The sequence below is a fragment of the Pseudooceanicola batsensis HTCC2597 genome (assembly GCF_000152725.1).
Lineage (GTDB): Bacteria > Pseudomonadota > Alphaproteobacteria > Rhodobacterales > Rhodobacteraceae > Pseudooceanicola > Pseudooceanicola batsensis.
The window spans coordinates 163,499-177,237 of record NZ_AAMO01000009.1 but is presented as its reverse complement, the minus strand read 5'-3'; the positions used below and the strand labels follow the sequence as shown (position 1 = coordinate 177,237).

Genomic DNA, 13,739 nt, shown 5'->3' with positions numbered 1-13,739 from the left:
GATCCGCAACTTCAAGGAGGCACATCATGTTCCAGATCGGCAGGCTTCTGTCCAACCTGGCCAAGCTCGCGTCGCTCCTCGGGGCGATCTGCGTCGTTCTGATGATGCTGCACGTGACGGGTGACGTCATCGGACGCTATCTGTTCAACGCGCCGCTACCCGGCACCACGGTGATCGTGGCGCACTATTACATGATCGTGCTGGTCTTCATCGCAATCGGCGTGGCCGAGGAAAAGCGGTCGCACATCTCGGTCGACGTGCTGACCGACCTTCTGCCCGACCGGCCGCGCAACGTCCTGTCGATCCTGTCCGGCATCCTGACCGTGGCCGTGGTCGTCATCATCGCGATCGGCGGATGGACCGAAGCGGTCAAGAAGACCAACATGGGCGCCACGATGGAGCAGGGGTCCCAGATGATCGACATCTGGCAAAGCTACTGGCTGCTTCCCCTCGGGGCAGGGCTGATGGCGCTGATCGCGGGCTACCGGGTCATCACACAGATCACCGGCTGGCGGAACGGCCTGAGCGAAACCGACATCAACGCGAAATTCATCAATGACTGACCCCCAAATCGGCCTGACCGGCCTGGCCATCCTGATCGCCCTGATCGCGGTGCGTGTGCCGATCGGCATTGCGCTGATCGGTGTGTCTTTCGGCGGGCTCTACGTCCTCATGGGGCCGCGGGTGGCCTGGGGCGCAATGAGCATCGTGCCCTACCAGTTCACCTCGAGCTGGATCCTCAGTTCGATCCCGATGTTCCTGTTTCTCGGCTTCATCAGTTACCACACGCAGCTGACCCGCGGCATGTTCAACGCGGCGCGGGTCTGGCTGGCGGGGCTGCCCGGCGGACTGGCCATCGCGGCGATCTTCGGGTCCGCCGGGTTCGCGGCGGTCTCGGGGTCGTCCATCGCCTGTTCGGCCGCCATGGGCCGGATCGCCATCCCCGAAATGATGAAGCACAAGTATCACCCGGAGCTTGCCACCAGCACCGTGGCGGTGGCGGGCACGATCGGGGCGCTCATCCCGCCCTCGATCATCCTGATCCTCTACGGTGTGATTGCCCAGATTTCGATCTCGCAGCTGTTCCTTGGCGGGGTCGTCGCGGGTCTGCTGACGGCGCTTGGCTATATCATCGTCGTGCTTGTCCGGGTCTGGCTCAACCCCGATCTCGCGCCCGAGCGGGACACCAGCGTCAGCCTGCGCGAGAAGATCTTCGCGCTGCGCGAGACCTGGCCGATCTTCCTGATCATGATCGGGATCTTCGGGGGCCTCTTCGGCGGTGTCTTCACCCCGACCGAAGCCGGGGCCGTCGGCGCTTCGCTCGCCTGTCTGGTGGCCATCGTCAGCGGGCAGATGACGCTCGACCGGTTCCTGACCGCGGCGCGGGAAACCCTGACGACCACCGCCGCGCTGCTGATCATCGCCATCGGGGCCAGCCTGCTGACCCGGTTCCTCGCGCTGTCGGGGGCGGGCGACTTCCTGTCCGAAGGCATCCTGTCGGTCGCCACCAACCCGGTGCTGCTGATGGTCGGGATCGTGGTGGTCTACCTGCTCATGGGGATGTTCCTCGAGCCGATCGGATCGATGCTGCTGACGCTGCCGATCATCCTGCCGGTGGTCGATGCCTCGGGCTGGAGCCTGCTGTGGTTCGGCATCGTCCTTACCAAGCTGCTCGAGATCGGGATGATCACGCCGCCGATCGGCATGAACGTCTTTGTCATCAAGAGCGTCGTCGGCGAGCTGGTCAAGATCTCGGCCATCTTCCGGGGCGTGGTCTGGTTCATCGTGATGGATCTGATCCTAGTGGCGATCCTGTGCGCCTATCCCGACCTGGTTCTGTGGCTGCCCGCACTGCTGAACTGACACGGGCGTCTTTCGAATATTCATGAGGTGAACGATGCAAACGGAAGAACTCATCCGCCGGGCCCGCGCACAGCAACTGGGCGATCTGCTGCGCCGGTCGGCGGCACGTGTGCCGAACCGCAATGCCCTGACATTCCGCGACCGCACCGACACGTTCGCCGAACTCGACACCGCGGTGAACCGGGCGGCCCATGCCCTTGCCGCGGAAGGCGTGGGAAAGGGGGACAGGGTGGCCCTGTTTTCGCACAACAACCGGACCTTCGTGGTGGTGCGGTTCGCGCTGGCCCGGCTTGGTGCGGTGACGACGCCGGTGAACTTCATGCTCAGCGCGCCGGACGTGGCCTATATCCTCGACCATTCCGGCGCAAAGTTGATCATCGCGGAAGATGCCCTGTGTCCTGTGGCCGACGCCGCGATGAAGGAGACCGGGCAGGAGCTGCCCCGGTTCTTCATTCCACACGAAGGCACGCCGGAACCCGATGGCTGGCGTCCGGTGTCCGAGCTGCTGGAGCATCCGGACGACAGCGCGCTCTGGGTCGATGTCGACGCGGAGGATCCGATCCAGATGATGTACACCTCCGGCACGGAATCGCGGCCCAAGGGTGCGCTGCTGACCTCGGGATCGCTTTATTCGCATTACGCGACCTGCATCGCGGATGGCGAGATGCGCGAGGACATGGTGACGCTGCACTGTCTGCCGCTGTTCCACTGTGCGCAGCTCGATTGTTTCCTGACCCCGGCCCTGTACCTCGGCGCGGTTTCCATCCTGCATGAAAAGGCCGATCCGGCAGCGATGCTCGAGGCGATCGAAACGCATGGCGTGACCCAGCTTTTCTGTCCGCCGACCGTCTGGATCGCGCTGCTGCGTCATCCCGATTTCGACACGCGCGACCTGTCCAGCCTGCAGCTGGGCTATTACGGGGCGTCGATCATGCCGACCGCCATCATCGAGGAACTGCTGACGCGGCTGCCGAACATCCGGCTGTTCAACTTCTATGGCCAGACGGAGATGGCCCCGAATGCGACGATCCTGAAACCGCACGACCAGCTGCGCAAGCTCGGCTCGGCCGGGCGGCCCGGCCTGAACGTGGAAACCCGCGTGGTCGACGACGACGACAATCCGGTGCCCGTGGGCGAGGTCGGAGAGATCGTGCATCGCAGTCCGCAGCTGATCACCGAGTACTACCGCAACCCGGAGAAGACCGCCGAGGCCTTCCGCAACGGTTGGTTCCACAGCGGTGACCTGGGGCGGTTCGACGAGGAAGGGTACCTCTATGTCGTCGACCGCAAGAAGGACATGATCAAGAGCGGCGGGGAAAACGTGGCCAGCCGCGAGGTCGAAGAGGCGATCTTCCGGCATCCCGACGTGGCAGAGGTGGCCGTCTTTGGCATCCCGCACCCGACCTGGATCGAGGCGGTGACGGCGGTGGTCGTGCCCAGGGCCGGTGCGGATCTGACGGTCGAGGTGCTGAACGACTATTGCCGCGACACGCTTTCGCATTTCAAGGCGCCCAAGCATATCGAGCTCGCGCAGGAGCTGCCGAAGAATGCCAGCGGCAAGATCCTGAAACGGCTGCTGCGCGACGAGTTCGCCGAGGTCTTCTCGGGCACCTGACGGGGGCCCGAGCCGGGGCGCGACGGCCTAGCGGGCGTGCGCCGCCTCGAGCGCCAGGTCGACGAGACGGGGAAAGGCTTCTGCCCGCGCTTCGGCATTGGCAGAGGCGGCGGTTCCCCGGATCACGCGGCCCCTGATGCCGTGAAAGATTGCGGCGATGCGGAAGAAGTTGAACGCCATGTAGAATTCGTAATCCGGAATGTCCGCCCGCCCGGTGTTCGCGCAGTACATCGCGCGATATTCCGCCTCGGTCGGCAGGTTCAGCGCGGCGGGATCGACATGGCCCAGCCCGGCGACGATATCGGGCGGCATCCGGTACATCATCGCATGATAGGTGAAATCCGCCAGCGGATGACCAAGCGTCGACAGCTCCCAGTCCAGAACGGCCAGGATGCGCGGCTCTGTCGGGTGGAAGATCATGTTGTCGCAGCGGAAATCGCCGTGCACGATGGTGGTCTCGTCAGCTTCGGGGATGCCCTCGGGCAGCAGGCGGATCAGCTCGTCCATGCCGGGGTGCCGCCCCGCGTCGGTGTCGGCCTCGTAGCTTTGCGCCCAGTGCCGGATCTGCCGCTGCATGTAGCCGCCATGCCGTCCGAAGTCCTGCAGGCCGACGGCCTCGGGTTCCAGCCGGTGCAGCCGCGCCAGCGTCGCGTTCATCGCGCCGAAGTAGGCGGGACGGTCCGCGGCCGGTACGTCGGCAAAGGTGGCGTCCCAGAAGATCCGCCCCTCGACCATGTCCATGACGTAGAACCAGCTGCCCAGAACACTGTCGTCGGTGCAGACTCCGTGCACCTTCGCGACAGGATACCCGGTCGGTCCAAGCGCCGAGAGGACCCTGGCCTCCCGGTCGACGGCGTGGGCCCCCTTGGCCAGCTTGCCGGGTGGCTTGCGCCGCAGGACGAAGGACCGCGACGGGGTGACGATCTTGTAGGTCGGGTTGGACTGCCCGCCCTTGAATTCATATACCTCGGCCGGGCCTTCGAACCCGGCCACGTTCGCCTGCATCCAGGCGGTCAGCCGGTCGAGATCGAGGGCGAAACCCTTTCGGACCGGCATGACCCCGACATTGGCAGAGGCCGCTGTCGCGTTGTTCCCGCTGCCGGTCATGAGCCCTGCGCCGCCTTCCAGTCGCGCTTGATCTTCTTGGCGAGGCTCCATTTGTGCACCTCGGTCGGACCGTCGTAGATCCGGAAGGCGCGGATTTCGCGGAAGACCTGTTCGACGATCGTGTCCGCTGTCACACCCTGTCCGCCCATGACCTGCACGCAGCGATCCGCAACGCGCATCAGCGCCTCGGAGACCGCGACCTTGGTCATGGAACTTTCGACCGTGCCGAGTGCCCCGGTGTCGAGGACGTCGGCGCACCAGTAGACCATCAGCTCGGCCTGTTTCAGGTCGATGAGGTTCTCGGCCAGCATGAAGCCGACGCCTTCGTGATCGACCAGGGGCTTGCCGAAGGCCTGACGGCGATTGGCATAGTCCGACGCAATCTCGTTCGCGCGGATACAGGCGCCAAGCCAGCGCATGCAGTGCGTCAGGCGGGCAGGGGAGAGGCGCACCTGCGCGTATTTGAAGCCCTCGCCCGACTGGCCGAGCATCTGATCGGCGGGCACCCGCAGGTTGTCGATGGTGATGACCGCATGGCCGCCGGGCATGGAGCTGTCGATCGTGTCCATCACCCGGTCGATGCGGATCGCGGGATCGGGCAGATCGACCATGAACATGCAGGCGCCATCGTCGGATCTGGCCATCACGATGCCCACGCCCGCACCATCGGCGCCGGTAATATAGGTCTTGCGGCCGTTGATGACCCAGTGGTTTCCATCGGGCTGGCAGGTGGTCAGCATCATCGACGGATCGGAGCCCGCGCCGCCCTCCTCGGCCGGTTCGGTCATGAAGAAGGCCGACCGTGTTTCGCCCGCCACCATGGGCTTGAGGAACCGCTCTTTCATCTCCGGCGATCCGACCTGGCCCAGGAGGTACATGTTGCCCTCGTCCGGCGCGGCGGTGTTGCAGGCAATCGGTCCGAGCGGCGACAGGCCCGAGCGGATCAGGACCGCCGCGGTCTCGCGATGCGTCAGATGCCCGCCGTCCGGCAGGATATGCGGGGTCAGCACGTCTGCGTGGCGGGCCAGGGCCTTCAGTTCCTGCGCCAGTTCATCGGACGGGCCATGCGCGCCGAGACGCGGGTCCTTTTCATAGGGCGCGACGGTGGTGCGCACGAAGTCTTCGACGCGGGCGGCGATCTCGGCCGCGCGGTCCGAGATGTGGATGATCTGATCGTGGGTGCTCATGTTGGAACGGGTCCTTCTTTTTCGGCGCGTCGTTCCGCGCCACCTGTTTTGTCAAAGGGTTACGCAGACCTTGCCGATCACGCCGCGTTCGGACAAAGCGCGGATCGCGGCGCCGCCTTCGGCAAGGGGAAAGGTCTGATGAACACGGGGGCGGATCTGCCCTGCGGCGCACATGTCGACCAGGCGGGCCATGTCCGTGCGGTGCCGGTTCCAGTCGCGTTCGATCGCGCCGCCCCAGAAAATGCCCCGGATATCGCAGGATTTCAGCAGCGGAAGGTTGGCGGGAATCCTGGCGATCCCGGCCGGAAAACCGACGATCAGGACGCGCCCGCCCCAGGCCGTCGCCCGGAGCGCCGGTTCGGTGTAGTCGCCGACGACGATATCCATGACCACGTCGACTCCTTCGGCGCCCGCGAGGTGCTTGATCTGGTCCGAGAGCTGCTTCTGAGCGGCGCGTTCCAGCGGCGCCTCCGGATAGACCAGGCTGTCCGAGGCGCCATGATCCCGCGCGACGCCGACCTTGCTTTCGGAACTCGCCGCGGCGATCACACGTGCGCCAAGCGCCGCCCCCAGCTCGACGGCGGCCAGGCCGACGCCCCCCGCCGCTCCGAGCACCAGGAGGCTCTCGCCCTCGGTCAGATCGCCCCGTTGTTCCAGCGCATAGAGCGCGGTGCCATAGGTCATTTGCAGACATGCGGCCTGTTCATCGCCGACCGCGTCGGGAAGGCGGTGGCAGCGGGTCTCGGCGATGCAGATCTTTTCGGCCAGCGCGCCCCACATCGGCAGCGCCATCACCCGGTCCCCGACCCTGAGATCGCTCACTCCGTCGCCGAGTGCATCCACGACGCCCACAAGTTCTGCACCGGGCGCGAAAGGGCGGTCCGGCCGGAACTGGTACTTGTCTTCGATGATCAGCGTGTCCGGAAAGTTGATGCCTACGGTGCGCACCGCGATCCGGACTTCGGCGGGGCCGGGCTCGGGGTCGGGCAGATCGCGCAGGACCAGTGTTTCGGGACCGCCGGGGGCATGGCTCAGCAGGGCTTTCATCTTCTCGGTTCCTCGCGGCTCACAGTCGATTGCGCTATTGTCGGACAATCCGGCGCCTCATGAAAGGCGGATCGGAGGGTTTTCGCGGCGAAAGGGGGGTCGCTCCATGATTTCAGGACCTCGCCGCGGACCGTCTCGGGCTGCAAGATGCCGTCGCCGCACCGGCCACCGTGGCCGCGCAACGGGAATGGATGGACATCCGCGCGCAGCATCCCGAGGGGCACGAAAGCGGGGGATCGGGAGTGCACCGTTGCGTGTCGTCATCGGCGCTATGCCGGAGCACCTTGGTCTCACCGAGCAACAGGTGCGCGCGTGGTTGGCACCGGCCCTCGGGCCTCCGGTGAAAAGCGGTCCGCACAAGGGCCCGGGGTCTTGCCCGACAGGTTGAGAAGCCTGATCTGCCCTGTCGGCCCGTGGCGACAGGCTTGCCTGCTGCCCGGCGAGAGGTATATACCGTTATATATCCAAGGAGCGGGTGTCATGATTGAAACCAAGATCCGGAAGGTGGGCAACTCGGCGGTCATGACCCTGACCACCGAAATGCTGACGATCCTCGACGCCAAGGAAGGCGATACTCTGTTCGTCGTTCGTGGCGATGATGGCAGCCTGAAGATCACGCCGCAGGATCCGGCCGTTGCCGCTGCCTTGGCTGCCGCTGAGATCGTCATGGACGAGAACAGGGATCTGCTTCAGGCGCTCGCATGACGCAGCCCGTCTGGGTTCCTCTTGCTGCCGTCATCGCCATCCACGACCGACAGATCACGCGCCATGGCGGCGCCTCCGGCATGCGCGACCGCGCCCTTCTGGAGATGGGCTGCGCCCGCGCGCTGAACCTTGCTGCATACACAGACGCCCGGCTCGTGGACATGGCGGCGGCCTATGCCTTCGGCATCTCCAAGGGGCATGGCTTCGTGGACGGGAACAAGCGGACGGCCTTCGTGACCGCCATCACGTTTCTGCGGCTCAACGGCTATGCTTTCAGGCCAGAGCCGGTCGATGGTGTCAGGTTGATGGAGGATCTTGCCGCCGGGCAGATCACAGAGGCGGATTTTGCCGCATGGCTCTCGGATGGCATGACGCCGATCTGATCGCGCGAGGATTCGTCCGCGCGTTGGCCTCATCCGGACCTGAAGTCTGCCAGCCATTCGGCGGCGTGATCGCCTCGCGGAACTGCCAACCGAAACCCACCAGATGAGAGAGGGAAGCATCGTCCGGGCCCCTGGGCCGGGGGCAGATGATCATGGCCACGGGTCTGGTCGCCGACATCGGGAACATCCTGCAACAGCATCTGTTTTGGTAGCAGGAGGACCAGCCATGACCCTGCGTTTCGAACAGATACTGGCCGACGGGGTCGCCGAATGCTCCTATCTGGTCGGCGACGACTCGGCCCACACATGCGCCGTCGTCGATCCGCGCCCTGACGTGGAGATCTACCTCGAAGCCGCCCGACGCTTCGGCCTCGCCATCACCCATGTCTTCGAGACCCATATCCATGCCGATTTCCTGAGCGGCGCGCGCGAGCTGGTGGACCGGCTCGGCGGGCAGGCCAAGCTCTATGTCAGCACCGAGGCCGGGGCCGAATACGGCTTTGAGCATGAACCGGTGCATGACGGCGACGAATTCACCTTCGGCGGCATGCGGATGAAGGCGCGCTTCACGCCCGGACACACGCCTGAGCACGTCTCCTACCTGCTCTTCGACGGCGACACCGAGACGCCGTGGGGCGTGCTTTCAGGCGATGCCTTTTTTGTCGACAGCGTCGGCCGGCCCGACCTGCTGGGCGACGACCAGTCCGAGGAGCTGGCCGAGAAGCTCTTCCATACCGTGCGGGACGTATTCATGGCGCTGCCGGATGACGTCATCATCTATCCCTGCCACGGAGCCGGATCGGCCTGCGGGCCCGACATCGGCGACCGGATGTCGTCGACCATCGGCTATGAGCGGCGCTTCAACAGCTACGCCCGGATCGAGGATCTCAAGGAATTCAAGGAGGCGATCCTGGGGGACGCGCCGCCGGTGCCGACCCATTACCCGCGCATGAAGAAGGTGAACTCCGAAGGCCCGGAGGTGCTGCGCAACCTGCCGCGGATCGAGCCGATGACCGTGGAGCGCTTTGCCGAGGCGGCGGAGGGCGGCGCGCAGGTGCTCGACGTGCGCGACATGATGGATTTCGGGGCGGGCCACGTGCCGGGCAGCCTCAATATAGGGGCGCGTCCGGAGCTGTCGGTCTGGGCCGGCTGGCTGCTCGATCCGGGAAAACCGATCTACCTCGTCCTACACGAGGACACCGAGTTGCTCGGCGTGCTGCGTCTCCTCTGGCGCACCGGCTTCACCGACTTCGGCGGCTATCTCGCCGGCGGCATGGCCGCATGGCGCGAGGCGGGGCGGGAGTTCGCGCAGATCCCGCAGATTTCCGTGCATGAACTGCACAAGGCGGAGGACTTGCACCCCCTCGACGTGCGCAAGCCGGATGAATGGGAGGGCGGGCACGTTCCGGGCGCCCGGCACGCCTTTCTCGGAGAACTGCGGGAGGAGATGGACGACCTCGATCGCTCCGCCCCCTACGCCACCTATTGCGCCAGCGGTTTCCGCGCCTCGATTGCCGCCAGCCTGCTGAAGAAGAACGGCTTTGAACAGGTGCGCAACGTGCCGGGTAGCTGGAAGGCCTGGAGCGCCGCCGGCTACGACGTCGAGAAACCGAGCTGAAGAGGACACCATGCAAGATACGGTTCAAGTCAACGATCGCTTCACGATCGCCAAGTTCGCGCCCGAGGCCGATCAGGTCAGGCAAGCCGCGCAGGAGGGCTTTCGATCGCTCATCAACATGCAGACCGATGACGAGGATAAGAAGCTGAAGATGAAGCCGCAGGAGGAAGCTGAAACGGCAAGGGAGGCCGGTCTGACCTTCCTGCACCATCCGGTCGACGGCGAGAAACTCTCCGAAGACCTTGTCGATGAATTCCGCCGAAAGGCCACCGAGTTGCCTGCCCCGGTGCTGGTTCACTGCGCCTCCGGCAAGCGGTCCGGCGCCTTCGTGATGATGCACATTGGCTGCGAACAAGGCATGACCGGCGACGAGGTCATCCGCAAGGCCGAGGAAATGGGCTTCGAGTGCGACACGCCGGAGCTTGAAGACTTCGTGAAGAGCTATGTGAACAGCTACAACGGCAAATGACTGCGCCGGGCCGGGGACACCTACACCCCGGCCTTTGGCCCCCCGTCTCCTTCCCGAGGCAGGTCCTGCACGTCCAGACGGGGTATCAGGTGCCGCTTTTCGGGATCACGCTGACTTGTCCGTTTCGCTCCAAGTGGGCCTCTTCGACCTCCGAGAGGTTCCGCAAGCCGTTCAGGCGCAGCAACTCCTCAATGTCATTTTCTCCGAAACGAGCTTTCGAGAACGCTTGCCCGTCCACCTTCCCCTCGCGGACAAGAGTTATGGGACGTCCCTTCACGAGGTGGGAGATCAGTTTCGAACGCGGCGCCAGGGCTGATACGCCAACGTAGGTACCTACCAGCAGACCGGTGGCTGCGAGGGTGGGTAGCAGCGGGGCATTCCCCGTCAGAGCGCGGCTCAGGCTCGATCCCAGGATCACGGACAGGACAATGTCTTGGGCAGACAGGTTCGAGAATGAACGACGCGGAGTCAGCCGGTAGAGCAGGATCGCGTAAAGGAAGATGATCACGGCGCGGAGGCTCATCTGCCACCAGGCAATATGCGGCGTATCCTGGCCAATCAGGTAATGGAACGTCTCCATGCTTTCTGCTCTCCTTCCGCAACCGCGTGTTCCGAGGGACTGGAACGATGTAACGCCATTCGACCCGGTGCTCGGAGCACCATCTCGGGATCGGGTTCGAGTGGGGTCAATGAGGTTGTCCCATCATGGCGAATTTTGCGTTTGTTCTGTGCTGCGGAACATGACGTAGTAGAACACCGGGGCCGCGATGAGGGTGAGGACCGAAGCGAAGGCGAGGCCGCCCATGATAGTGGCTGCCATCGATTGAAAGAACGCGTCCGTCAGCAGCGGCAGCATGCCCAGGATCGTCGTCGCCGCGGCCAGGAACACCGGTCTCAGGCGCGAGGTGGACGCGGTGACGATGGCATCGCGCAGCGGCATCTCGGGGCGGGCTTCGCGTGTCAGGTCGATCTCCTCGACCAGTACGATGCCGTTCTTGATCAGCATGCCCGACAGCGACAGCAGACCCAGCAGCGCGGTGAAGGTGAAGGGCAGGCCCGCACCCAGCAGCGCGAGGCTGACGCCGTTGACGGCCATCGGCACCAGCAGCCAGATGATCAGAGGCTGGCGCAACGCGTTGAACAGCAGCACCGAGATCAGCACCATGACGATGCCGCTCAGCGGCAATTGCCCGCCAAGCGAGGTCTGGGCCTCGGTGGCGCTTTCCAGTTCGCCGCCCCATTCCATGCGATAGCCCTCGGGCAGGGTCATAGCCTCGATGGTCTCCTGCACCTCGGCCTGCACCTGCGCGGCTGTCATGCCGCGGGGTATGTCGGCGCCGACGGTGATCACCTGTATCCGGTCGCGGCGGTGCAGCAGGGTGTCCTGCGGCTCGAAGCGGAAACCCTCGATCACCTGCTCCAGCGGCACCAGCGTACCGCCGCTGTCCGAATAGATCACATGGTCGGTCAGCGCGAGGTCGGCGTCGTCGGGGGAGCGTATGACGATGGGGAGCTGCCGGTCGCCTTCGCGGAAGGTGCCGGCGTCCATCCCCTCGGTGGCGAATTTCAGCATTTCGGTGACCTGGGTGCGTGAGATTCCGGCGTCCTGGGCGCGGTCGTCGGCATAGACAGGCCGCAGGACCAGTTCGCGTTCGCGCCAGTCGTGGCGCAGCGCCACGACGTTGTCGGACGCGGCCTGCATCCGCGCCATGGCCTCGTCGGCGAGATCGCGCAGCACATCCGGATTCCGGCCCGAAAAGCGCACCTCGATGGGCGCCCCGCCGCCGGGGCCGAAGGCAAGGCGCTTCACCCGGAATTCGCCCTGCGGCAGTGCCTCGGTGGCGAAGGCCTCCAGCGCGTTCATCTCGGCCTCGATCACCTCGAGCGAGACGACACGCACGATCAGGTGGCCGTAGCTCGGGTTCGGGTCCTCGGCTTCGTAGGTCAGCATGAAGCGAGAGGCGCCCTCGCCGGCGAAGGCGGTCACCGCGTCCACCGCCGCGCGGTCCGCCAGCCAGGCCTCGAGCACCGCGAGATCATCCGCGGTCTGGTGAATCGACGCGCCCTGCGGCAGCTTGTAATGCACGAAATAGAGCGGCGTGTTGCTGTCAGGGAAGAACTGCTGCTTGATCTGGCCGAAGAGTGCGTAGCAGACGGCCGTGCCGCCGATCAGCGTCGCGATGACCAGCCAGCGCAGCTTGAGCGAGGTGCGCAGCACTGCCGCGTAGCCGCGAAACAGCGCGCCGTCATAGCCGTCGCCGCCGGTCTCGGTGCCGCGTTTGAAGAAATAGTGACCCAGGAGCGGCGTTGCGGTGATCGCAAGCACCCAGGACAGCAGCAGCGAGATCGCAATCACGGCGAAGAGCGAGAAGAGGAATTCGCCGGTGGCGTCGGGGGACAAGCCGATGCCGGCAAAGGCCATTATGCCGATGACCGTGGCGCCCAGCAGGGGGATCTGCGTCTTGCTGGCTGCCTCGGTGGCGGCCTCGCGCGAGGTTCGGCCGTGGCGCATGGCGATCTGCATGCCCTCGGCCACGACGATGGCATTGTCGACAAGCATGCCCATGGCGATGATCAGCGCGCCGAGAGAGATGCGCTCCATCGCGATGGAGGCGAGGTTCATGAAAAAGAGCGTGCCGACCACGGTCAGTAGAAGTGTGGAACCCACCACGAGCGCGGCCCGCCAGCCCATGAAGAGCGCCAGCACCACGACGACGATCCCCACTGACATGGCGAGGTTGACGAGAAAGGCGTTCGAGGCTTCCTCGACCACCGCGTGTTGGCGATAGATCGACTGCACCGAGATCCCCAGCGGAAGGGTCGCGCGCAACTCGTCCAGCCGGGCGTCGACACGCTTGCCGACCTCGACAATGTTCTCGGTGGCGATGCCGGCGACACCGAGCGTGAAGGCCTCGGTGCCGTTGTGGCGCACGATCAGGCCGGGGTTGGCCTCGGGGCCGCGATGGATATGGGCGAAATCGGCAAGGTTGACGACCTGTCCGCCCACACCGACCGAAAGCGCGGCGATCTCCGACACGCTGTCGGAGCCCTCGGGACGCTGAACCAGCGTGCGCCCGTCACGGCCTTGCAGCGTGCCGCCGTCGACGATTTCGTTTGCGCTGGCGACGGCGCCAACCAGGGCGGTAGGCGGAATACCCAGCGTCGCGGCCAGCGAGGGGTCGGGTTCGACGTAGATCACCTCGTTCGGCACGCCCGACAAGGCCACGTCGGCCACGCCGTCCACCGCCAGCAGTTCGCGCCGCAGGTAGCTGGACAGCCGGTTGACCTCGGCATCCGAAAAGCCCGGCGCGGTCACGGCATAGTAGAGCCCGTAGACATCGCCGAAGCTGTCGTTGACGAAGGGCGGCGTTGCCCCGGCGGGCAGGGCGGCCTCGGCCACCCGGTTGCGTAGCTTGGTCCAGATCTCCGGCAGCTCGGTGCCGTCGTAGGTGTCCTTCATGTTCACGGTAATCCAGGACAGGCCGGGTTGGTTCATCGACTGGATGTTCTTGACCTCGCCCATCTTCTGGATCTGCGATTCCAGAGGCTCCGTGACCTCCAGCGCCACCTCCTCGGCCGAGGCGCCGGGGTATTGCGTGACCACCACGGCGGTCTTGATGGTGAAGGCCGGATCCTCCAGCCGGCCCAGCGAGGCAAAGCCCCAGATGCCGCCCAGAAGGCAGACCAGCATGACGATCCAGGTATAGACCGGCCGGTTGATGGAAAAGCGCGCGATGTCCATCGG

General features: G+C 65.2%; 12 protein-coding genes. 7 read left to right on the top strand and 5 right to left on the bottom strand.

The window, feature by feature from the left end:
* Window positions 1–26: 26 nt before the first annotated feature.
* The 3 genes from OB2597_RS03465 to OB2597_RS03455 are packed head-to-tail and all read left to right on the top strand — an operon-like array spanning window position 27 to window position 3,478.
* Window positions 27–563: a TRAP transporter small permease gene (locus OB2597_RS03465; RefSeq protein WP_009804131.1), complete on the top strand. Its 537-nt coding sequence runs from the start codon at window positions 27–29 to the stop codon at window positions 561–563.
* Complete coding sequence (locus OB2597_RS03460) at window positions 556–1,863, top strand: TRAP transporter large permease (protein WP_009804130.1); 1,308 nt, start codon at window positions 556–558, stop codon at window positions 1,861–1,863. Before OB2597_RS03465 ends, OB2597_RS03460 begins: the two co-directional genes overlap by 8 nt.
* Before the next feature lie 34 nt (window positions 1,864–1,897).
* Window positions 1,898–3,478, top strand: a complete 1,581-nt coding sequence (locus OB2597_RS03455) for a fatty acyl-CoA synthetase (RefSeq protein WP_009804129.1) — start codon at window positions 1,898–1,900, stop codon at window positions 3,476–3,478.
* A 27-nt stretch (window positions 3,479–3,505) separates the two neighbouring features.
* On the opposite strand, the gene OB2597_RS03450 is transcribed toward OB2597_RS03455, so the two are convergent.
* Genes OB2597_RS03450 through OB2597_RS03440 form a run of 3 tightly spaced genes read right to left on the bottom strand, consistent with a single transcriptional unit; the run spans window position 3,506 to window position 6,819 of the window.
* On the bottom strand, window positions 3,506–4,585 hold the full coding sequence (locus tag OB2597_RS03450) for a phosphotransferase family protein (RefSeq protein WP_009804128.1): 1,080 nt from the start codon (window positions 4,583–4,585) through the stop codon (window positions 3,506–3,508).
* Complete coding sequence (locus OB2597_RS03445) at window positions 4,582–5,772, bottom strand: acyl-CoA dehydrogenase family protein (protein WP_009804127.1); 1,191 nt, start codon at window positions 5,770–5,772, stop codon at window positions 4,582–4,584. Before OB2597_RS03445 ends, OB2597_RS03450 begins: the two co-directional genes overlap by 4 nt.
* 51 nt (window positions 5,773–5,823) lie before the next feature.
* Window positions 5,824–6,819 carry an NADPH:quinone oxidoreductase family protein gene (locus OB2597_RS03440; protein WP_009804126.1) on the bottom strand — a complete coding sequence of 332 codons (996 nt, stop codon included), beginning with the start codon at window positions 6,817–6,819 and terminating at the stop codon, window positions 5,824–5,826.
* Between the two features lie 480 nt (window positions 6,820–7,299).
* Between OB2597_RS03440 and OB2597_RS03435 the strand changes: the two genes are divergently transcribed.
* From OB2597_RS03435 to OB2597_RS03420, 4 genes are all read left to right on the top strand, one after another.
* A complete protein-coding gene (locus OB2597_RS03435; RefSeq protein ID WP_009804125.1) occupies window positions 7,300–7,524 on the top strand; it encodes an AbrB/MazE/SpoVT family DNA-binding domain-containing protein in 225 nt (74 codons plus the stop codon).
* Entirely contained in the window at window positions 7,521–7,907 is a 387-nt protein-coding gene (locus OB2597_RS03430) for a type II toxin-antitoxin system death-on-curing family toxin (protein ID WP_009804124.1), read from the top strand. Before OB2597_RS03435 ends, OB2597_RS03430 begins: the two co-directional genes overlap by 4 nt.
* 226 nt (window positions 7,908–8,133) lie before the next feature.
* On the top strand, window positions 8,134–9,525 hold the full coding sequence (locus tag OB2597_RS03425) for an MBL fold metallo-hydrolase (protein ID WP_009804122.1): 1,392 nt from the start codon (window positions 8,134–8,136) through the stop codon (window positions 9,523–9,525).
* Between the two features lie 10 nt (window positions 9,526–9,535).
* The gene (locus OB2597_RS03420; RefSeq protein WP_009804121.1) at window positions 9,536–9,994 is read left to right on the top strand and encodes a beta-lactamase hydrolase domain-containing protein; all 459 of its coding nucleotides are present in this window, start codon (window positions 9,536–9,538) and stop codon (window positions 9,992–9,994) included.
* 85 nt (window positions 9,995–10,079) lie between these two features.
* On the opposite strand, the gene OB2597_RS03415 is transcribed toward OB2597_RS03420, so the two are convergent.
* A complete protein-coding gene (locus OB2597_RS03415; RefSeq protein ID WP_009804120.1) occupies window positions 10,080–10,574 on the bottom strand; it encodes a DUF421 domain-containing protein in 495 nt (164 codons plus the stop codon).
* A 123-nt stretch (window positions 10,575–10,697) separates the two neighbouring features.
* Window positions 10,698–13,736 (bottom strand): efflux RND transporter permease subunit, encoded by a 3,039-nt coding sequence (locus OB2597_RS03410; RefSeq protein ID WP_009804119.1) that lies wholly within the window; start codon window positions 13,734–13,736, stop codon window positions 10,698–10,700.
* Window positions 13,737–13,739: the final 3 nt, after the last annotated feature.

What these genes read in the sequence shown, in the direction of transcription:
- OB2597_RS03450 (WP_009804128.1), bottom strand. Translation starts at nt 4,585, where the DNA reads ATGACCGGCAGCGGGAACAACGCGACAGCGGCCTCTGCCAATGTCGGG.
- OB2597_RS03440 (WP_009804126.1), bottom strand. Translation starts at nt 6,819, where the DNA reads ATGAAAGCCCTGCTGAGCCATGCCCCCGGCGGTCCCGAAACACTGGTC.
- OB2597_RS03415 (WP_009804120.1), bottom strand. Translation starts at nt 10,574, where the DNA reads ATGGAGACGTTCCATTACCTGATTGGCCAGGATACGCCGCATATTGCC.
- OB2597_RS03455 (WP_009804129.1), top strand. Translation starts at nt 1,898, where the DNA reads ATGCAAACGGAAGAACTCATCCGCCGGGCCCGCGCACAGCAACTGGGC.
- OB2597_RS03435 (WP_009804125.1), top strand. Translation starts at nt 7,300, where the DNA reads ATGATTGAAACCAAGATCCGGAAGGTGGGCAACTCGGCGGTCATGACC.
- OB2597_RS03410 (WP_009804119.1), bottom strand. Translation starts at nt 13,736, where the DNA reads ATGGACATCGCGCGCTTTTCCATCAACCGGCCGGTCTATACCTGGATC.
- OB2597_RS03445 (WP_009804127.1), bottom strand. Translation starts at nt 5,772, where the DNA reads ATGAGCACCCACGATCAGATCATCCACATCTCGGACCGCGCGGCCGAG.
- OB2597_RS03425 (WP_009804122.1), top strand. Translation starts at nt 8,134, where the DNA reads ATGACCCTGCGTTTCGAACAGATACTGGCCGACGGGGTCGCCGAATGC.
- OB2597_RS03420 (WP_009804121.1), top strand. Translation starts at nt 9,536, where the DNA reads ATGCAAGATACGGTTCAAGTCAACGATCGCTTCACGATCGCCAAGTTC.
- OB2597_RS03430 (WP_009804124.1), top strand. Translation starts at nt 7,521, where the DNA reads ATGACGCAGCCCGTCTGGGTTCCTCTTGCTGCCGTCATCGCCATCCAC.
- OB2597_RS03465 (WP_009804131.1), top strand. Translation starts at nt 27, where the DNA reads ATGTTCCAGATCGGCAGGCTTCTGTCCAACCTGGCCAAGCTCGCGTCG.
- OB2597_RS03460 (WP_009804130.1), top strand. Translation starts at nt 556, where the DNA reads ATGACTGACCCCCAAATCGGCCTGACCGGCCTGGCCATCCTGATCGCC.